Source organism: Alteromonas sp. BZK5, from assembly GCF_014349115.1.
Classification (GTDB): domain Bacteria; phylum Pseudomonadota; class Gammaproteobacteria; order Enterobacterales; family Alteromonadaceae; genus Alteromonas; species Alteromonas macleodii.
The window spans coordinates 1-19,241 of the sequence record NZ_JACSOE010000009.1 but is presented as its reverse complement, the minus strand read 5'-3'; the positions used below and the strand labels follow the sequence as shown (position 1 = coordinate 19,241).

15 protein-coding genes and 1 pseudogene are annotated in these 19,241 nt (G+C 41.7%); 6 read left to right on the top strand and 10 right to left on the bottom strand.

What is annotated here, in order from left to right; all coding sequences use genetic code 11:
• Nucleotides 1-1,011 (bottom strand): beta-N-acetylhexosaminidase, encoded by a 1,011-nt coding sequence (gene nagZ, locus BIZ39_RS04255; RefSeq protein ID WP_187446433.1) that lies wholly within the window; start codon nucleotides 1,009-1,011, stop codon nucleotides 1-3.
• A gap of 98 nt (nucleotides 1,012-1,109) precedes the next feature.
• On the opposite strand from nagZ, the gene BIZ39_RS04250 reads away from it, so the two are divergent.
• A complete protein-coding gene (locus BIZ39_RS04250) occupies nucleotides 1,110-3,512 on the top strand; it encodes a penicillin acylase family protein (RefSeq protein ID WP_187446432.1) in 2,403 nt (800 codons plus the stop codon).
• Complete coding sequence (ybaK, locus tag BIZ39_RS04245) at nucleotides 3,509-3,979, top strand: Cys-tRNA(Pro) deacylase (RefSeq protein WP_187446431.1); 471 nt, start codon at nucleotides 3,509-3,511, stop codon at nucleotides 3,977-3,979. The genes BIZ39_RS04250 and ybaK overlap by 4 nt, the downstream gene beginning before the upstream one ends.
• Before the next feature lie 60 nt (nucleotides 3,980-4,039).
• Here the strand turns inward: ybaK and BIZ39_RS04240 are convergent, their stop codons facing one another.
• The 5 genes from BIZ39_RS04240 to pheS all read right to left on the bottom strand — a co-directional run bounded on the left by BIZ39_RS04240 (nucleotide 4,040) and on the right by pheS (nucleotide 9,464).
• The gene (locus tag BIZ39_RS04240) at nucleotides 4,040-4,633 is read right to left on the bottom strand and encodes a hypothetical protein (protein ID WP_061094791.1); all 594 of its coding nucleotides are present in this window, start codon (nucleotides 4,631-4,633) and stop codon (nucleotides 4,040-4,042) included.
• 485 nt (nucleotides 4,634-5,118) lie between these two features.
• Complete coding sequence (locus BIZ39_RS04235) at nucleotides 5,119-5,664, bottom strand: hypothetical protein (RefSeq protein ID WP_187446430.1); 546 nt, start codon at nucleotides 5,662-5,664, stop codon at nucleotides 5,119-5,121.
• A 114-nt stretch (nucleotides 5,665-5,778) separates the two neighbouring features.
• The gene (ihfA, locus tag BIZ39_RS04230; protein WP_012518129.1) at nucleotides 5,779-6,078 is read right to left on the bottom strand and encodes an integration host factor subunit alpha; all 300 of its coding nucleotides are present in this window, start codon (nucleotides 6,076-6,078) and stop codon (nucleotides 5,779-5,781) included.
• Between the two features lie 3 nt (nucleotides 6,079-6,081).
• On the bottom strand, nucleotides 6,082-8,469 hold the full coding sequence (gene pheT, locus BIZ39_RS04225) for a phenylalanine--tRNA ligase subunit beta (protein ID WP_187446429.1): 2,388 nt from the start codon (nucleotides 8,467-8,469) through the stop codon (nucleotides 6,082-6,084).
• 14 nt (nucleotides 8,470-8,483) lie between these two features.
• Nucleotides 8,484-9,464: a phenylalanine--tRNA ligase subunit alpha gene (gene pheS / locus BIZ39_RS04220; protein WP_012518127.1), complete on the bottom strand. Its 981-nt coding sequence runs from the start codon at nucleotides 9,462-9,464 to the stop codon at nucleotides 8,484-8,486.
• 332 nt (nucleotides 9,465-9,796) lie between these two features.
• Between pheS and BIZ39_RS04215 the strand changes: the two genes are divergently transcribed.
• The 3 genes from BIZ39_RS04215 (at nucleotide 9,797) to BIZ39_RS04205 (ending at nucleotide 14,181) form a co-directional block, all read left to right on the top strand.
• Entirely contained in the window at nucleotides 9,797-12,226 is a 2,430-nt protein-coding gene (locus BIZ39_RS04215) for a hypothetical protein (protein WP_187446428.1), read from the top strand.
• A 237-nt stretch (nucleotides 12,227-12,463) separates the two neighbouring features.
• Nucleotides 12,464-13,258 carry a hypothetical protein gene (locus BIZ39_RS04210; RefSeq protein WP_187446427.1) on the top strand — a complete coding sequence of 265 codons (795 nt, stop codon included), beginning with the start codon at nucleotides 12,464-12,466 and terminating at the stop codon, nucleotides 13,256-13,258.
• A gap of 203 nt (nucleotides 13,259-13,461) precedes the next feature.
• Nucleotides 13,462-14,181 (top strand): WecB/TagA/CpsF family glycosyltransferase, encoded by a 720-nt coding sequence (locus BIZ39_RS04205; protein ID WP_187446426.1) that lies wholly within the window; start codon nucleotides 13,462-13,464, stop codon nucleotides 14,179-14,181.
• Nucleotides 14,182-14,192: 11 nt separating this feature from the next.
• Here the strand turns inward: BIZ39_RS04205 and BIZ39_RS04200 are convergent, their stop codons facing one another.
• From BIZ39_RS04200 to BIZ39_RS04185, 4 genes are all read right to left on the bottom strand, one after another.
• Nucleotides 14,193-15,368: a glycosyltransferase family 2 protein gene (locus BIZ39_RS04200; RefSeq protein ID WP_187446425.1), complete on the bottom strand. Its 1,176-nt coding sequence runs from the start codon at nucleotides 15,366-15,368 to the stop codon at nucleotides 14,193-14,195.
• Nucleotides 15,369-16,580, bottom strand: coding sequence for a glycosyltransferase family 4 protein (locus BIZ39_RS04195; protein ID WP_187446424.1), 1,212 nt, complete (start codon nucleotides 16,578-16,580; stop codon nucleotides 15,369-15,371). It abuts the gene before it with no gap.
• On the bottom strand, nucleotides 16,577-17,422 hold the full coding sequence (locus BIZ39_RS04190; protein WP_187446423.1) for a glycosyltransferase: 846 nt from the start codon (nucleotides 17,420-17,422) through the stop codon (nucleotides 16,577-16,579). The genes BIZ39_RS04195 and BIZ39_RS04190 overlap by 4 nt, the downstream gene beginning before the upstream one ends.
• A gap of 322 nt (nucleotides 17,423-17,744) precedes the next feature.
• Nucleotides 17,745-18,356: a hypothetical protein gene (locus BIZ39_RS04185; protein ID WP_187446422.1), complete on the bottom strand. Its 612-nt coding sequence runs from the start codon at nucleotides 18,354-18,356 to the stop codon at nucleotides 17,745-17,747.
• Nucleotides 18,357-18,603: 247 nt separating this feature from the next.
• On the opposite strand from BIZ39_RS04185, the pseudogene BIZ39_RS04180 reads away from it, so the two are divergent.
• Nucleotides 18,604-18,915 (top strand): annotated as a pseudogene (locus tag BIZ39_RS04180) (transposase); the annotation flags it as partial.
• Nucleotides 18,916-19,241 lie beyond the last annotated feature (326 nt).

Below are 19,241 nucleotides of genomic sequence, written 5' to 3'. Positions count from 1 at the left end.
CTACCGTTCGCTTAAACGCTTCACCAGCTCAACCGCACTGTCGTATTTATCATTAAGCCCTACTGGCATAATACGATCGTAAAGCGCCATAACGCGCTTTTGCTTTTGTAAATCGCTGTTAGACGGGTTAGCAAAGCGCTTTTCCAATCCATCAAGGATAGTCTCAGCCCCTTTCGGATTGTTGCACGCAAGTACCATGTCGCAACCTGCTTCCAGTGCTGCCTCAGCACGCTCAACGTAACTTCCCGCAACACTTGCTCCGTGCATAGACAAGTCATCAGAAAATACCGTGCCGCTAAAACCTAGATCCTGTTTAAGGATACCCTGCAGCCATTTAGTTGAGAAACCCGCAGGCTTATCGCATACCTGATTATAAATAACATGGGCAGGCATAACGCCATCAAGCAACGCACGTTCAATTAAGCGTTCAAAGACCACCATATCGGTACTGCGTATTTCATCAAATTCGCGTTCATCGACAGGTAACGCTACATGAGAGTCTGGCGCTACACTGCCATGCCCAGGAAAGTGCTTTCCAATAGCTGGCATATTTACGGCTTTTAGACCTTGGATTAGATGAGCGGCAAGACGAATAACGTCGTCTGCATTGTCTGAAAATGCCCTGTCACCAATAACTTGCGATACACCATTTATATCAAGCACCGGTGCAAAACTAAAATCGATATCTAAGGTTTTAAGTTCATAAGCCAATACTAATCCACACGCTTTTGCGTATGTCGCACTTTCATCTTGATGCTCTGACTGCCTTAAAATATCGCCCATTGCTGGTATGGCAGTAAAGCCTTCACGAAAACGCTGAACGCGGCCTCCTTCATGATCAACGGCAATCAACACCGGCTGCTTCGCAAAGCGTCTTATATCTTGAACCAGCGCAGAGAGCTGGCGTTTATCATGATAGTTGCGGCTAAATAAAATAACGCCACCCACTACTGGATGTGTTAGCTTTTCCTTTTCTTCAGGCAGAAGTTCTTCGGCCTGACAATCCAACATTAATGGCCCCACGGCACCGCCTTAGTATGTGTCATAAAACATCACTTCAATTTTGCAAGTTCTGTGGTTAGGATAGAGAAAAATAGGGAGTTTTACACGTGATAAATTGGTTCAAGTGGTTGGTCTTAAGTGTTTTAGCACTGCTTTTTTTAACGGTACTGGGATTGTACATCTCGCTTCGTATGAGTTTGCCCGCACTTGACGGAAATAGCGCCACCTATCACGTAAACGCACCTACTGAGCTAAGCCGTGACGAACTAGGCCAAGCTGTTATTAAAGCCAACGATATTTACGACGCAGCCTATGCACTGGGTTTTGCGCATGCTCAAGATCGCTTTTTTCAAATGGATTTACAGCGCCGCGCCGCATCGGGCAGTTTGTCACAATGGGTGGGCGACATTGCCCTAGATATCGATAAAAAAGCCCGCTTTCATCAATTTGAGAAACGAGCAAAAGCCGTATTCGATAACCTTCCCTCAAAACAACAAGAACTACTCGTACGTTACGCTCACGGCGTAAATGACGCATTGTCTGAGTATACGTTGCCACCTTTTGAATACCTAGCTGCAGGCGTTGATATAAAACAATGGCGCCCCACCGACAGTATTCTTGTGATTTACAGTATGTATTTGGATTTACAAGGTAGCCAAGTAGAACTTGATTTAGCAAGAGAGGCACTGCTTTCAACATTTGGGAATGATGTATACAGCTTCATTACTCAGCCGAGTAATTATCAGGCAGCGCTAGATGCCAGCGAGATACCATTGCTTGAAGCACCTATCCCAGAGTACCCTGCACCGCTACGCCCAATTACTCACTCACCAGAAGATAGTAATGACGAGAGTCTTAAGCAAGAGCCTGAAGACGCGACTACTCAGTACTCAAACGATAGCGACAATACTGCTATTGCCCGTGCACAATATAACGGTACTGAGCTTCCTGATATTGGTAGCAATAACTGGGCGGTGACCGGAAGTCACACCACGACAAGCGCAGGCCTTTTAGCAAACGACATGCATTTGGGCTTGCGGGTTCCCATCATCTGGTATCGCGCCCAGCTTAACTATCAAGAATCGGGCGGCGATGTGCAAGTAACCGGGGTTTCCCTGCCGGGTATTCCTGGCATTGTTGTAGGCACCAACGGGCATATCGCTTGGGGTTTTACGAATGCAAATTTAGACAATGTAGATTGGATTGAGCTAGGCGAATCGACGGCCACAAGTACGGTAACAGAGCGTATTCCTTTACCTGATGGTGAGCACACATTTGAGTTTGAAGTAAGCTCGTATGGGCCAGTGAAAGAACTCAATGGCAAGCGCTATGCACTTAATTGGGTAGCGCATCATCCGTTTGCTGCGAACTTGGGAATAATAAACTTCGGCAATGCAAAAAATGTCCAAGCAGCGATAAAGATAGGCCGACGCATTGCTATTCCCACGCAAAACCTCGTGATTGTTGATGAAAGCGGCAATGCGGCTTGGCTTCCTGGCGGCGCGGTTATGGAAAGGCAACAGGCTTCATTCACCGCTATAAAAGAACAAGAAGCAGTAAACACACCACCAAAGCGCGCATCAAAGCTTCCCATGGTTTTAAACCCCGATATGGGAAGAATATGGACTGCAAATGCCAGAGTAATTTCGACTGATGACTTCAAAGTCTGGGGCAACGGTGGTTACGCGCTAGGTGCTCGCGGACAACAAATAAGAGACCGTTTATTTGAAAAAGACACCTTTACTGAGACTGACTTTTACGCCATTCAGTTAGATAATCACGCCCGCTTTCTTATTCCTTGGCAGCACCTTCTGTATGGGCTGCTTAATATGCGAGACATTGAATTTAAGCCTGACCTTGCTTACCTAAACACATGGGGCGAATGCGCGTGTGAAAATTCGGTTGGCTATACGTTAGTTAAGCACTTTAGGCAGGAGGTGGTACAAACCCTGTTTGGAGGCGTACTTTCAACGTTAGACCAACAAGGTGTAAACAGCCGTACACTCTTACGTGGCATTGAACCTGCTGTGTGGCAACTTATTCATAGTCAGCCTGACTCTTGGCTACCTAACGATACTGAAAGCTTCGACGAGCTACTTGTAGACGCCTACAGGCGCGCCAAACACAAGCTGTTAGACAAGTATTCACCAGTAGAGGCTAACATGGAAACATTAGCCTGGGGCAAGGTAAACGCACTTTCTGTTAAACATCCATTTGCCGATCAAATTCCTCTAGTTGGTAATATGTTAAACATGCAGCTAGTGGAGGGGTTTGGCGATACCTACATGCCTGCTGTACAAGCACCTAGCTTTGGTGCATCGGAGCGATTCTTTGTAAGCCCTGGTCATTTAGAAGATGCCATCCTAACCTTACCTGGCGGACAATCTGGCCACCCACTGTCAAAATTTTTTACAACTGGCTTTAACGACTACGCAATACACGCAGCTACTCCTCTGCTGCCCAGCCAGCCGATACACAGCCGAACATTTTACAAAAAAGAGGTTGAATGACACCTGCAATCACTTTGCTTACTAAAAAGCGTATCGCTCACAGCGTTTTAAAATATGAACACGATGCCAATGCGGCGTCATACGGTCTTGAAGCTGTTGAAAAACTAAACCTTAGTGCGGATACCGTTTTTAAAACGTTGGTAGTGAGTGCAGATAATAACAAGCTTGCCGTGGCCGTGGTCCCTGTAAACACCAAACTTAGCGAAAAGAAAATGGCTAAAGCGTTAGGTGTTAAAAAGGTAGAAATGGCGCAAGCAAACGCGGTAATGGTTGCAACAGGCTACGTACTTGGTGGTGTAAGCCCATTAGGGCAAAAAAAGCGGTTAGCCAGCGTAATTCATAAAAGTGCTGAAGGCCTTGCCACTATGCACGTAAGCGCGGGAAAGCGAGGATTAGAAGTGGCGCTTTCTCCTGCCGATTTAGCTTTGCTAACAAGCGCTAAATTTGCGGATATTTCGATAAATTAACTTATTACAACCCAATATATCGTTAGCTGCGTTAGCGAAAACTCACAATGCAGCTATTAGTTATGCGACTGCCGCCATTATATTCTTAAGGTTTTCGATTGGTTTGAGCCTTTTTTTAATAAGCACATCTTCGTTTATCTTAAGGATTATACCTTTCAGTAAATCAGTGGTGTTTTCTATGTGCGAGAGTGATTTAAGGTGCTCTATGTCTTCGAAAATCTTACGCCCTTTTAGCGATAGGCGCTTTTCGGATCTGCCTTTTGCCAAGTCACTTTGAAGGTAACTCGCTATCTTTTTCGCTGACTTTTCATCTTCAGACAATGAGTGAATGTAGTACTTCATCATGCTTGGAACAAAGTCTGTAGTTGCACCGATTTCCATTGTCGCTAAATTTAGAATGTCGATTAAATGCGCAGGTAAACGCCCTTCCACTGGCTTTCGCTTTGCTTCATATTGACGTTTAACCGCAGGTGTGGATTGATGAGGTAACACGGTTACACTCTCACACTTATCGCACACCCCCACCAAAACCTTTTTAACCACACCCGTACCATCACTGAAAGGAACATCTCTTAATTGAAATGTCGCATTTTCAAATGACTGGCACGTGCTGCATGCCGCTTTCTGCGACTCGCCGACTTTGAAAATTTTCATATCTTTTCCCTAATGATGGACGCTAATAAAAACGCTATTCGGTTCTACGTAATACCATTTAACATACCAATTGTGACCGGCTAGCCTTGTCTTAATTATGTGTACTGTAATGCTGCTATCAAAATGATGAAGGCTGGAAGAATAATCGTTTCCTCGACTTCGACCTATAATTTCGGCAACTTCCTCAAGCGACACTTGCCCAATTGCCAATAAATTTTTAACGTCAATATCGTTTCTCTGCTCATGGGAAACGTATCCTTTATTTAGACAGTCAATGACCTGTCGCTTTATTTCCTTGTAACGCACCCAGCACTCCACACGAACGACAAATGTACGCCAAATTGCGTACATTTTCAAATTAAGCTTTCAAAAAAATTATAGTACGAAAAGTAGGAAGGGGTATGAAGCTGGTCTGTGGTATAGGTTTCTGGTGAGTGTTTGAGTGCAGCGCGAGCAATAGCCTAAGTTATAACTTAAATCATAATCTAATTGGCCGCCTGCGCTAACCACTGTTTGCGTGCTTCTTCAAGCGCGGCTACGTCAGGCTGCTCGCTTCCTGAAATAGCGACAGCAATTTGTTGAATGATAGCGTCACGCTTTTCAATCAACGCATCAGTACGAGCAAACAAGTCTTTAGCTTCCGGATATTGCTCTTTAAGCGTTTCTACCTCTTCCAACGCATAATAACGCGCTTCAAACGCTTCGTTGTACAACTGGCGTTTAGCATTGAATACAACGTAATCTTTCGCAGTTTCCGAATTAAGATATTCCATATCTTCTGATGAGAGGTTGGCAGCCTGCCCTACTTCACGGGCTTGTGCCATCCAAGAGTCAACGACTTCGAGATTTTCATCTTTCACGGCCTGCTTAACCCCTTCCTGCAAATCGCTTGCGTGAAGAATTTCCATTACTGTGATTAGCGGAACTTGCGCTGCGTCTTGGTCTCGTTTGTCTGCATCTAGCGACAGATAAGCAAACCATGAAAACGTAGCAGCAACAATAATAGCAAGAACGACAAGTGCTTTCTTCACACTTTCCTCCAAAGAAGTTGCATATGAAAACCAGTGCGACGGCACTGTATAAAAGAAGCAATACAAAAAGAGCGAGAGACCCCGCTCTTTTTCAGTATTGTAACGACCTAAAGATTATTGGTCGACAGGCTCTGAGTTTTCAACTCGGCTTTTCAGTTTTTGACCCGGGCGGAATGTAACCACACGACGTGCTTTAATTGGAATGTCTTCACCGGTTTTTGGATTGCGGCCAGGACGTTCATTTTTATCACGCAGGTCAAAGTTGCCAAAACCTGACAGTTTTACTTGCTCACCAGATTCCAGAGCGCCTTTAATCTCTTCGAAAAAAAGCTCTACCAGATCCTTCGCATCACGCTTGTTAATGCCTAGTTTCTCGAATAGGTGTTCAGCCATCTCGGCTTTGGTCAATGCCATAGTTTACTCTCTTAACGCGGCCCCAAACTCAGATTCCAGACCTTTAACCACAGTATCTACAGCTTGCTGAATTTCAGCTTCTTCCAAGGTTTTATCCGGATCTTGTAAATGAAGTGACAAAGCAAGGCTCTTATAGCCAGGCTCAATTCCCTTGCCTTTGTACTCATCGAACAAGTTTAGAGCAACTAGTTGATTTACGCCAATTTTTTCTATGTAAGAAAGGACATTTCCTACACGCACTTCATCTTTAACCGTAATAGCAATATCACGGCGGTTCGACGGGAAGCGCGATACCGGTACTGCCGACGGTAATTTACGCTCGGTAATGGCATCTACCGCCAACTCGAACACAAATACACGGCCGTTAACACCAAGCAATTTAGTGAACTGCGGGTGTATAGCACCAATATAGCCAACTTCTTCATCATTAAGCAAAATTTTTGCCGTCATGCCAGGGTGTAACGCACTGTGTTGCCCTGTAACGAACTGGAACTCACCGGTTCTGCCTGTAAGTGCCAATAACGCCTCAACGTCGGCTTTTGCATCGAAGAAATCAACCGGGCTGTCGCCCAAGTCCCAATGTTCTTCATTACGACGCCCTGCTACTACACCACCAATTACTTGCTGTTGCAATACACCATTTGGCGCATCTTGTTGAGGAATAAAGCGTAATCCGGTTTCAAACATGCGAACACGTTGCTGCTGACGCTTCTGATTATAAGCAGTAGCACCTAGCAAACCCGGCCATAAACTTACACGCATTACCGACATATCAGATGAAATTGGGTGTGGTAACACCATACCTTTTACGTCTGGGAATAATGCGTTTTGAATTTTAGGGTCTACAAACGAATACGTGATTGCTTCGTTGTAGCCACGGCTTAGAAGCAATGACTTCATTGTGTTTAGCGGCAGCTTGGCTTCTTGCGAAGGCAGCATTGCCAACGTCGCTTTTGGCGCCACGTTTGGAATGTTGTTGTAACCGTATACGCGCGCAATTTCTTCAATCAAATCTTCTTCAATTGAAATATCAAAACGATAGCTTGGCGCAACTGCTTCCCAGCCGGCTTCAGTTTGCGTTACGTCTAAACCAAGGCGGTTTAGCATTTTCGTTACTTTCGCATCGTAAATGCTAATGCCTAGTACGCGAGATAAACGTTCGCGACGAAGCGTAACCGTAGCTTGCTTAGGTAGCTTGTCTTCAGCCACGGCTTCAACTACTGGGCCAGCTTCACCACCGCAAATTTCTAGTACCAGTGCAGTAGCGCGCTCCATGGCTTTGCGCTGAAGTTGTGGGTCTACACCACGCTCGTAACGGTGCGATGCATCGGTGTGTAAACCGTACTGACGGGCACGGCCCATAATCGCATCACGGCTAAAGAAAGCACTTTCAAGCAAAATGTCTTGAGTTTCAGTAGTTACACCAGAGTGTAAGCCACCAAAAATACCCGCCATTGCTAACGCTTTCTTGTCATCAGCAATAACTAACGTATTGCTTTGTAACTTAGCTTCGGTTTCGTCAAGTAGCGTAAGGGCTTCGCCTTCATTCGCCATACGCACGTTAATATTGCCTTCAATACTGGCAAGGTTAAACGCGTGCATTGGCTGGCCAAGCTCTAGCAATACAAAATTAGTTACATCTACAATGGGGTCGATGCTGCGAATACCGCAACGACGTAGCTTTTCAACTAACCACAGTGGCGATGCTGCTTTAACGTTAACGCCCTTAACCACACGGCCCAAATAACGTGGGCATGCGTCGTCAGCGCTTAACGTAATTGATAATTTATCTTCAATAGTTGCGTTTACCGCCGCTACTTCAGGCTCGCACACGTCAAGGTTATTAAGTACGCCAACTTCACGGGCAATACCGCGCATACCCAAGCAGTCTGCACGGTTTGGTGTTAGGTCTACTTCGATTGCGTTGTCATCAAGACCAAGATAATCGCGAATGTCTGTGCCAATAGGTGCATCAGCTGGAAGCTCGATAATACCATCGTGGTCGTCGCTAATACCTAGCTCAGAGAAGCTACATAGCATACCGAATGACGGCTCTCCGCGAAGCTTCGCTTTTTTAATTTTAAAATCGCCTGGCAATACAGCGCCAACAACAGCAACGGCTACTTTAATGCCCTGACGGCAGTTAGGCGCACCACAAACGATATCAAGTAGCTCATCGCCACCCACGTTTATTTTAGTCACGCGCAGTTTGTCGGCGTTAGGATGCTGACCGCACTCAACCACTTCACCTACTAGCACGCCTTTAAAATCGCCGGCTACTGGCTCAACGCCGTCTACTTCCAGGCCAGCCATGCTCAACTGTTCAGACAGCTCATGTGCCGACAGCGACGGGTTAACCCACTCTCTTAACCATTTTTCACTGAATTTCATGTGTACTCTCTGCCTTAGTTGAACTGCTTAAGGAAACGAAGATCGTTTTCAAAGAACGCGCGCAAGTCGTTAACACCGTAACGAAGCATAGTTAAGCGCTCTACGCCCATACCAAAGGCAAAACCTGTGTACTCTTCAGGGTCGATACCCACCGCTTTAAGTACATTCGGGTGCACCATGCCACAGCCCAATACTTCAAGCCACTGACCGTTTTTACCCATAACGTCTACTTCAGCTGAAGGCTCAGTGAACGGGAAGTAAGACGGACGGAAGCGAATTTCTAGTGACTCTTCAAAGAAGTGATGTAGAAAGTCGTGCAAAATACCTTTAAGGTCGGTAAAGCTAACGTTCTTATCAACCATTAAACCTTCCACTTGGTGGAACATCGGCGTGTGTGTTTGATCGTAGTCGTTACGATAAACGCGCCCTGGCGAGATAATACGTAATGGCGGCTTTTCCGCTTCCATAGTACGAATTTGAACACCAGAGGTTTGCGTACGAAGCATCATGTCTGGGTTGAAATAAAAGGTATCGTGGTCGGCACGCGCTGGGTGATTCGCAGGAATGTTCAGTGCGTCGAAATTGTGAAAACCATCTTCAATTTCAGGGCCGGTTTTAACAGAGAAACCAAGCTCACCAAAGAAAGATTCAATACGCGCAATAGTGCGGCTAACCGGGTGCAAGTTACCTGGCTTTTCAGTGCGACCAGGCAAAGTTACATCAACGGCTTCTTCTGCTAGCTTCTTGTTAAGCTCTTCAGTGCGTAAAAACTCACCTTTTGCAGATATAGCTTGCTGAATAACCTGCTTAGCTTGGTTAATCTTTTGGCCTGCGGCAGGACGTTCTTCGTTCGATAACTTTCCAAGCCCTTTAAGTAAGTCGGTAAGTTTACCTTTCTTACCCATGAATTCGACCCTAACTTGGTCTAATGTAGCTGCATCTTGTGCAGCGTCAATCTGGCTTTGTGCCTGATTGATAATAGCGTCAAGCTCCATGTTTTCCTCAATTTACATGATGACTGCATGGCCAAAGCATAGGAAGAATTTTTCTGTGCGCTAAGGCTTGCCTGAAATAAAAGCGGTAGTTTACACGAGTGACAGACATTACCGCTACCCTATATAGCTGATAATGGCGAAAATTTGGTGGGAAACAGCATGGTAAGCGAAAAGTTATAATAATAAATACACAAAAAATTGGATTTATCTTGTTACATTAAGTTGCTCTCACTAAACTTTAAGTGACTTATCTTGCACAGTGCTTTTCACAGTTAGTCTTCAGTTGCCAAAAAGCTTGGCTGTTCTCAAATTGCAAAACAAAGGAATTTCATATGAAAATCCCTTCATTATATATTGCGGCACTCTATCTATTAGCAATAGTTTTAGTCAGCTCCTCGCTAAGCTCTTGTCTATCTACTTTAACGTCTACAGCCCAAAAAACGCAGCTGGGGGACGAGCTATTAGCAACTTCATCCGAACTAATAAACGGGAAAGACACTGTGCTACATAGTTATGTAGCTAGTTTTTTAAAAGAGCATACTCAAAATGAGTTCTCCGACGCTCACGTATCCAATATCGTTGAAATGCTTCGAACAGGCACTTTAGCTTCTGCTTCTAACGGCAACCTCAACTTTATACCAACATGGAAGCAAGATGATAAAGAAGAGATAAAGACTAAAATAGAAACTTTATTGGTATTGTTTCCTAAAAGTGCGAAATCTTTAAGCCAAAAGGCTAGTCAGCAGGAGTTACTGAGTAGCCAAGAATTTGTAGAGCTAATTGTAAAAGCTAATTTGGATCCTACTTTGGTTATGGGAGTACCGGCTTCAAGTGGTGAACCTAATATTTTGCGTATAGGTTGGGGAGGAAGCGGGCTCTTTAGTAGTGTTCTCGAATTCGAAGGTGAAATTTATGCATCTTCTGATGTTACTGGCGTTTGGAAGTTTAATGGTTCTGGGTGGGACCCTCTTGTTAAGGGACTGACTAATTATAATATTACTGGTTTGTTGGTCCATCACAACTCCCTGTTAGCCGCTACCAAGAATCAACTTTTAGAACTTAGGGCCGACAACACGTGGTCACCTATAGGGCTAGAACTTAAAACTTATCGAAACACAACACTTCAGCTTTATTCAACGTCATCTAGCGGGGTGACTTGCTTCGCAGCTATACAGCCGTCTTTGGGTTGTATAGATAAAGACGGAAATATAAGTAAAACACCGTTATCTATCAGCAAGCTAAAAGGCGTTTACTTTGATAAAAGTGACGATTATCTTTTTGGCTTTAATGGCAAGAAGCTTTATAGAATTAACAAAAGTGACGGTAGTCAAACTTTAGAATACACATTTCCTACAAATATATTGAGAATTGAAAAGTTAGATGAGTCATTAGGAGCACTTGTATTTACTCAAAAAGGAATTTTCGAGCTAGATTCGTTTGCTTCGATTACCGTTGATTTAAAAAATAAGTCTATTCTCAATGTGTTAAAGGATACTACATTAGAAGGTAACCACCTAATTGCTCTTGGAAGTACTTGGAATGCCGGGCTATATAAATTGACTTCAACTCCTGAAGGTTTAACAGTTGGAGACAAAGTGCCTATTAGCTTCGATAAATCTCTGCCATTTAGACAATGGAGAAAGGTAATGACTAAGCCTTTAGGTATGCCTCGCTCTGTATCAGGAAAGATATGGTTTAGCGACTACCGAGGTATATACGGTTACGATGTACGTACAAATAAGATTTACGAAAAATCTAGAGACGCTAGCAACTTTGTTGGAACCGACATACATATTGACACAGATAAGTTATACATTACTAGTATGGATAATGGCTTAGTCTCAATGCCATTAGAAACTCCAAATAAGTTTACACAAATTTTCCCAAGAAGAAGTAGTGATTGGCTTCTCGCAGGGCACACTTGGTCTGTTGATAGCAATGAACAAGGCGTATTTGCAACGCTTTCGCCATGGAACTTAGCACAAGATTACCTACTGACAGCCGATAAAGAAGACAACTTCCTTAACGTTCAAAAAATAGACGACGCTACTAATAGAAGTAATGCAGAAGCATTCTGGAGTCAAAGCTACTCAAGAAAGCTTGTAGTTGATGAAGAAATCCTAGTATACAAAGATGGCTCTATTGGTGGTTTATTTAAGTTAAAATTTACCCCTAGAGAGAATAATAACGATATACAGGAAACAACGTCCGAAAAGATATTCTCTACTTCGAACAACCGTGTTTATCGGGCTCTTCTTAAAACAGATAAATATATAGTGTCTTATCATATAGACGATGAACAGAAGCTGTATTTCAACGATATTGAAACAAAGGCATTAGTCAAAACTGTTAATGCGCCAGCAGGCCTTTGGGCGTTTAATATGGCATATATAGACAATGAAATTTACTTAATAGGTGCAATAGGTAACGCCGTTGTGTACAAATATATTGAAAGCGGAAGTGACTTCGTTGAAATATTAAACGAACCTTCATCCTCTGCTTTCTTAAGTTTCAACAAAGCACCTAATGGGCTACTTACAATAGCAGGCGCAGTTAGCTGGGGCGGAAGTTCGAGTGGAAAGGTACTAGTGAACAAACGACACTCAGATAATTGGGTTGACATGACCTGCCTTCTTGGCAACGAAAGTGGCGTAGTTGATACAGAGTTTTCAAGCGACGGACGTTTTATTTACTTACTTCAAAAAGTAGGGTCTATTACTCGAATAGAAACAACGTTCCTATACTCTTTTGAAGGTTGCTAAGAACTCAAACTCATTTAAATATTATTTGAATTAAATCCACTCTTTAGCGAAATTTTAGTTTAGAAAAAGTTTATGAGTTTTCTACGATGCAGGCATCAATAAATCATAATTAATCAGTTTAGTGTTGAGAAAATTTCACTGAGCCTTCAAAAATTGTTGTGAAGGCTCAGTTAGGTTTAGTATATTAACTCAACGATAGAGATTGATTATTAACTACTGAGATCAAGGAAGAGTAAATTGCATAAAAGACATTTCATCCTCACTAGCGGTCGTTGCGGTAGCAATTATCTCGCAAACACTCTTAATTTGAACGCTAAAGTAGTTAACTACGGTGAAGTATTAGGACACTGGACACTTTTGAATAAATTTCATAAACCTTTGTTCAATTTGGGTGGTTTAAGCAAAGAACGGTACTTAGATATGTTATATAGGCAAAGTACCTATTTTTACTTAGCACAATGCTATAGTGCTTACTCGCATTTGAGGAAGAAGCAACCTGTCAATTGGAAGAGTAGATACGACACGCAAACTATAGGAATTAAAGACTTTTTCGTAAATGTAAAGCAAGATAACCTTTACAACTATTTCATTGATTCAAAAGAAATCAGTATAATACACCTAAAAAGAAGTAATATTTTGAAGCGCTTAATCTCTGCGATGTTGATGCATCAGGCTGGTGTAGTCTCAACAACAGAGAATAGTACAGAGAACAAAAGCTTTGAAATAGATATTGAGCAACTTCTAGCTAAGTTGAAAAGGGACTATGAGCTGAATGAGGAAGAAAATGCTTTCGCTGCAAAGTTATCTAAAAAGCAACCGTTTTACCAACTCTATTATGAAGATTACTTCTCGAGTCCAGAGAGCACATCAAAACATAATTCGCAAATTTTTGATTTCCTTGGCGTTGAAACTACTCAAGTTAAGAGCAAGCATCGAAAAGTTCTTTCTCAAAATCTTGCAGATATTATTACAAACTACGATGATATGGAAAGAGCACTTAAGGCTACAAAATTTGAGCAGTACCTTTATTAAAAATTTGCATGATGCTTCAATCGTTATACGACTGAACATTCAACATTGATTATTTTTTACGTAAAGGTATATCTCTACAACTTTTGTAAAACGTGTTAACCATTATAATTTCCACATCTATGAGATGGTAGCTTTAAGCGAACCATTTGCCTCAGAATGAGACAAACTTCTATTTCAACTTGCTCTTAAACAGAAGCTCTAATATGAAAAGCATCGCTATTAAAATAAATCCAGCTGAAACTGAGTCCCAAGCCATCACTTTAATCGAAAAAGAAATACGGAAAGCTAAGGTAAGTGTGATTTCTTTCATTAATGCACACGCTTACACCATGGCAAATAGTGATAACAATTTTAAAAACTGCTTGCTAGATGCTGACCTTTTGTTCAGAGATGGTATTGGCGCAAAAATACTATTAAAAAAATACGGCAAGCCCGTTGGCTATAACGCTAACGGTACCGATTTAATACCGTTAATTTTAGACCGTTTCAAAGGGAAGTCGGTATGTTTTATCGGAACAGAGTCTCCTTACATAGAGCAAGCTGCATCAATCTACAAATCAAACGGTCACAATGTTAAAGCTTTTATAGATGGCTTTCAAAGTAACGAAAAGATGTTTGAATTTGTAGAGGCATTTCAACCCGAAATATTAATACTGGGCATGGGTATGCCGAAGCAAGAGTACTTTTCAGCTTTACTACAGCGCAACTATGAAAAGCCATTGGTTGTAGTGAACGGCGGCGCCATATTTGACTTCATCGCAAATCGTTTTACGCGCGCCCCCTCTATTTTTAGAAAACTTAATTTGGAATGGCTTTATCGTTTAATGAATGAGCCAATTAGACTATTTAATAGATATGCTATAGGTATACCGAAGTTTTTCTGGATATTACGAAAAAACATGAAACAAGAAAGATTAGGTTGATTTCAACCTAATCATTCATTGTCCCGCTTCGTTCTCACCCAGTTTTTTTCACGATTTGAAATAAAAGTGCGATAAACACTAAATTTGCTTAGAACAAAAGGAATCATGCCTTTTAGTTGTGCTGGTGGTAATATTTTTTCCCCATATTTAAACCATGCACAAACAATTGCTAAAGCAAAAACAGAGATACACAGCCCTATGACTGCAGACCAATAAAAGCCGTCGAAAATTGCAGCGATAAACGAGACAACTAGTGTAAGAATTGTGAATATTATCCACATAATAGTTGGGGGAATTGCTGCATCTAATGCCTGAAAAAACAACCTGAAGTTTAGCTGTTTCAAGCCTTGCAGCATCATACTTGGCATTTTCTTTACAACAGATAGATGGCCATGCTCCCAACGCTTTCGTTGGTTTTCGAGCCCTTCATTGTTCTCAGGAAATTCACTCGTCACTAAAGCACGGGGAACAAACATCACTTCTTCCCCCCCTTGAACTATGTGCAAACCGAGTTCAAGGTCTTCAACAATACTGGAAGATGCTAAAGAGTATTTATTTAAGACTGACTTTGGAAAAGCCATACCAGAACCTTGAAGGTGGCAGCTGATTCCTAGCCTTTTTTGGCCTAATGGTCTCACCCAATTCTTTATCAGCCAGGTAAACTCACTGATATTAAGCTTTATGTTGTCTTTATTCGGCGATCTCATTAAATAAAGGGCCTGCGCTACGCAATTTTTCGTTTGTGACGCATTTAGTAAAGTATGTAAACTCCCTTCACCAAACAAGCAATCAGCATCCATTACAACAACAGTAGCAAACTCAACATCATTTTCGGTTAAGTAATCGACCCCGTATTGCAATGCATGTCCCTTACCTACTAATTCTAAATTAGTACGTTCGATGCAGATAGCTCCAGCATCTCGACTAACAGCAGCCGTATTGTCTGAACAATTATCTGCGACAACCAATATCAAGTCGCCTTCTTTAACCTCTTTTCTTGCAGACATTATTGTCTTTGCAATACCTAACTCCTCATTATGAGCCGGAATTAGGACCACGCATGGCAGAGTATGGTTATTGTTGTTTGCTTCAACCGAGTTACTGTTTCGAAGACCTAAAAATAGCTGTAAAGAAAGAAAGGCTGATACAAAAGCCACGATAAAGAAAACAATATCTAGTAGAATCATTTACTCTTTTGCTCCAACCAGCACAGCTAACTTTTCAGCTTCTGTCGTTATATTATGTTCTTTCTTAACCGCTTCGAAAGCTCTTTTTCGAACCGCATCTAACTCACTTTGACTCAATTTGGTAAACGCTACTAATGCGTCTTCGAGTGAATTAATGGAACCAGGAAATACCAAAAAGCCTGTAACCTTATCTACTACAAGCTCTGGTATACCTGCAATTGCCGTACTAATGACGGGAACTCCTGTTGCCATAGCCTCCATAATAGCCACAGGTAAACCTTCGGCAAAACTAGGTAGCAGCATTGCGTCACTTTTACTAAGTAACTCTTTAATTTCGATGCTATCAACCCACCCCGTTATAGTTACATTACCTTGCAGATTGTGCTGCTTAATGAAAGACTCTATTTCTACTCGCATTTCGCCATCACCAGCTAAAGTAAGGTGTGCCTTAAAGCCAGCGTTAATAAAGCGAGAAAACGCCTCTAATAATAGTAATTGCCCTTTTTGCTCGCATAAACGACCAATGCATAAAAAACGGTATTCATCCCCTTCTCTTTTCGAGTTTAGAGCTTGCTCATTAAAAAAGTTTTCTTCAAGACCACAGTGGACAATGCCCACTTTTTGCCAGTCTTTATAATCAGCCCAGCGAAAAAGCTGCGATTTACAATAATTAGTTATCGCTATTACTCTGCTCGCGTATTTTATTTTTTGGTTTAGGTTAAGTGTTAAAGGTTTGTCAAACTCTTCAGGTCCATGAACGGTAAAGCTATAAGGTACGCCACTAATAATGCTTGTGTACATGGCTACTTCCGCCGGATTAGTACCAAAGTGCGCGTGTATGTGATCTACGTCACTTTCTTTGCAGACTTTCGCAACGTTGCAGCTTTCCACCAAATAAATTAGATGAATTAGCAAGCTCTGCTTCGATGCAGAATGCATTTTGAACAACACCTTTAAAGCTTTAAGAAAGCTCTTTGGGTTTTCTCTAATTGCACTAAAAACGTGCTTTAATAATTCCAGTTTGGGCTGTTTTAGCACGTAGTGCGTTTTTTCATACTCTGTGAAATCAACTTTGCTCATGTCGTTCGGATCATCAGAACGCATAGCAACCCTTAAAACTTCTATACCATTCTCTTCATGCGACATTATTTCTCGTCTAATGAAGGTATGGCTTACTTTAGGGTACTGATTAATAAGATAAAGAATCTTCATTTAAGTAAAGTCCTTTTAACGACTTGAGCGACCTTTCTAAAATGACCACCCATAAATATTTTAAAAAGTTCGGAAATCCTGATATCGATCTGAGGGTAACCACTATACATAGTCGCTAACAAATGCGACTCTTCAGAGCGAGTTAATGGCTGAAGCTTGTTCATCAATCGATTGAATGCAAAACGAATCTTTTCAGCAGGTTTGCCGGTTATTCTCTCGCCTGCGTGGTTCTGGATTTGAATATAGGAACGAGTGTTTATATTCAAGATATCTCCGTATTGATTCGATAACCGCAACCAAGTATCCCAATCTTGTAGTGCTGGCATCTGTTCATCGAAGCCACCTACCGCTTTCAAATAAGAAGTTTTAGTGAACACTTGATTACCAACTACATTACCTTTTCTCAACTTTTGGTAAGTAGCTACTTTGGTATCATAACACGCTACTGGACCACTTTTTCTATGCTCTACCACACTATCAAACAACGCAGAAAACACTTTTTTATTTACTGTATATTCTTGCCATTTTTTAATAAATGTTTCTATACGCCATGGTTCAAAGTAATCGTCGTCATCTAATCCAGATATGAACTCCCCTTTAGCCATTGAAATTGCTTTATTCCGACCGTAACACGCTCCTTTTGATTTGCCGGTTGTATTGAGGATTGCGGTTAATATACCTTGGTCATGCAGTTCCTTTAGGTATTCTTGACTGCCGTCCGTTGAGCCATCGTCAGCTACGATAAGTTCGATTGGCGAATGGGTTTGATTCAAAACTGAACTAATCGCCCGCTCTAAAAGCTTTCTGCGATTATAGGTGGTGATATAAACAGTAACTAACAATCTAAATCCTTTTTAAAACAGTCTAACTAATAAATGCTTTATTGGAACAATGGTAACAGAAAAGCGTAATTGAATTACAAATTACTAGAGTAGTAATTTTAAGAAATCATCTACTGAGAACCGTAGCGTTGAACTACCCTTTCGCTTTTACTCTGCGCCTTTGAATTTATAAAGCAATAATTAAACCATCAAGCATCCGATAGGTGTGAAAATACGCTTGAAAGCAGTTTGATTTAATAGTCATTTATGGCTTATGCAACATGTGGGCATAAAAAAGCCGCTATACTAGCGGCTTTAATTTTTCATTGAGAAAAAAGAATTGCTATTTACGATTTTTCTTTGAAACAAACATCAACGTTAAAGACATTAACATAAGTGTCAGTACACCAGGACCGTTTACAGAAGCCACGAAATTAGAATCAGATGTTGCAATGCTATAAGATGACTGTGCATTTGCACCGCTTTTATCTTGGTCATTTATAAATACAAGTTGACTAAACGTTCCTGTTAGAAACTTTCCGATTTCAACAGTGAAAGTCTCAATCGTATTAGGTGCTGTATAAGTATTGTAATCTTGAACTCCGAAAGTCTGCGTACCAGCAAACTGGAAATATCGGTTTTCGCCGTTCTGAAAATCTTCGAAGTTATCGAAAACAATATCATTGTCAAATCCAAAGCCATGCAACTCACCTAATTGACTCGAAAAAAACGTAACCTGAAGAATAGTATCCGCAGTTATGTTGTACACACCTTCAAAAGCAACCCAATTGTTACCAAACATTGAAAGCGTTTTGCCACCATCCCCGGCCCCAACCGTTCCAGTTTTAAACTGGTTACCATAATTCGCGAAGGTATCGCTAAAATCTAATTCTATAACTGCAGCGTTCGCAGTAAAAGATAGAACACTAAATATTGCTAAAACAAGCTTTTTCATTAAGACAACCTCTGCTAAACAAGCTAAAACTAAGTACTTAGCAAAAGTATGCAAACATCATACCGATAATTTATTTTATAATTTTCAACAAGTTAAATCATATAAATCGCAAGTTGTAAATATTACTGACACTAATACACTTCTTTTTGAACTAATTCAGCGTAAGTATTGGCAAATCTAAGGAAGCTGCGAATAAGTCCCTAATGTGAGATCATAGCAGCACAGCAAATTCTAGACAGTAACGCCCATGAGCCAACAGTTTACCTTCGCCGATAGTGAGTTCTCCAGCAAGCGCCGCCAGACCCGTAAAGAAATATTCGTATCCCGAATGGATAACCTGTTGCCGTGGTCTCAACTGCTGGACGTGATTGAACCTTTTTATCCCAAAGCAGGCAACGGTCGCCGTCCGTATCCGCTTGAGACAATATTTCGTACTCACTGTATGCAACAGTGGTATAGCCTCGGCGATGAAGCCATGGAAGACGCGCTGTACGAGATTGCCTCAATGCGCCAGTTTACCCAGCTGTCACTGGATAAAGCCATTCCAGACCGCACGACGACAGCCAAGATCTGTCTGAAATCCGGGAACAGCCCGGATTAGGGGCGAAATACGGCCTAAAACGGCAGTATATTGGCCGAAATTGGAAATTTGATGTTCAAAAATTGAGCTGGTAGTACAAAGTCTCGATTCGGACCTAATTGCAGGACTTGTTCGCAATTTCCTTAGAAAATATGCCTAACCGCTTTTTATTTCTATACCTTCCCATCTCAACTTGATACGCTATTGGAGTCAAGTGAGCCATTACTTAAACTTTCTACAAATTTTAAGTATCAGGATAAGGTTTTACCCGCCTTCAAGAATATGACTTTAAAAACATTTAAGAT

Excerpts from the sequence above, each read along its gene's own strand:
- nagZ (WP_187446433.1), bottom strand. The coding sequence starts at position 1,011 with ATGTTGGATTGTCAGGCCGAAGAACTTCTGCCTGAAGAAAAGGAAAAG.
- ybaK (WP_187446431.1), top strand. The coding sequence starts at position 3,509 with ATGACACCTGCAATCACTTTGCTTACTAAAAAGCGTATCGCTCACAGC.
- BIZ39_RS04240 (WP_061094791.1), bottom strand. The coding sequence starts at position 4,633 with ATGAAAATTTTCAAAGTCGGCGAGTCGCAGAAAGCGGCATGCAGCACG.
- ihfA (WP_012518129.1), bottom strand. The coding sequence starts at position 6,078 with ATGGCATTGACCAAAGCCGAGATGGCTGAACACCTATTCGAGAAACTA.
- pheT (WP_187446429.1), bottom strand. The coding sequence starts at position 8,469 with ATGAAATTCAGTGAAAAATGGTTAAGAGAGTGGGTTAACCCGTCGCTG.
- pheS (WP_012518127.1), bottom strand. The coding sequence starts at position 9,464 with ATGGAGCTTGACGCTATTATCAATCAGGCACAAAGCCAGATTGACGCT.
- BIZ39_RS04215 (WP_187446428.1), top strand. The coding sequence starts at position 9,797 with ATGAAAATCCCTTCATTATATATTGCGGCACTCTATCTATTAGCAATA.
- BIZ39_RS04205 (WP_187446426.1), top strand. The coding sequence starts at position 13,462 with ATGAAAAGCATCGCTATTAAAATAAATCCAGCTGAAACTGAGTCCCAA.
- BIZ39_RS04200 (WP_187446425.1), bottom strand. The coding sequence starts at position 15,368 with ATGATTCTACTAGATATTGTTTTCTTTATCGTGGCTTTTGTATCAGCC.
- BIZ39_RS04195 (WP_187446424.1), bottom strand. The coding sequence starts at position 16,580 with ATGAAGATTCTTTATCTTATTAATCAGTACCCTAAAGTAAGCCATACC.
- BIZ39_RS04185 (WP_187446422.1), bottom strand. The coding sequence starts at position 18,356 with ATGAAAAAGCTTGTTTTAGCAATATTTAGTGTTCTATCTTTTACTGCG.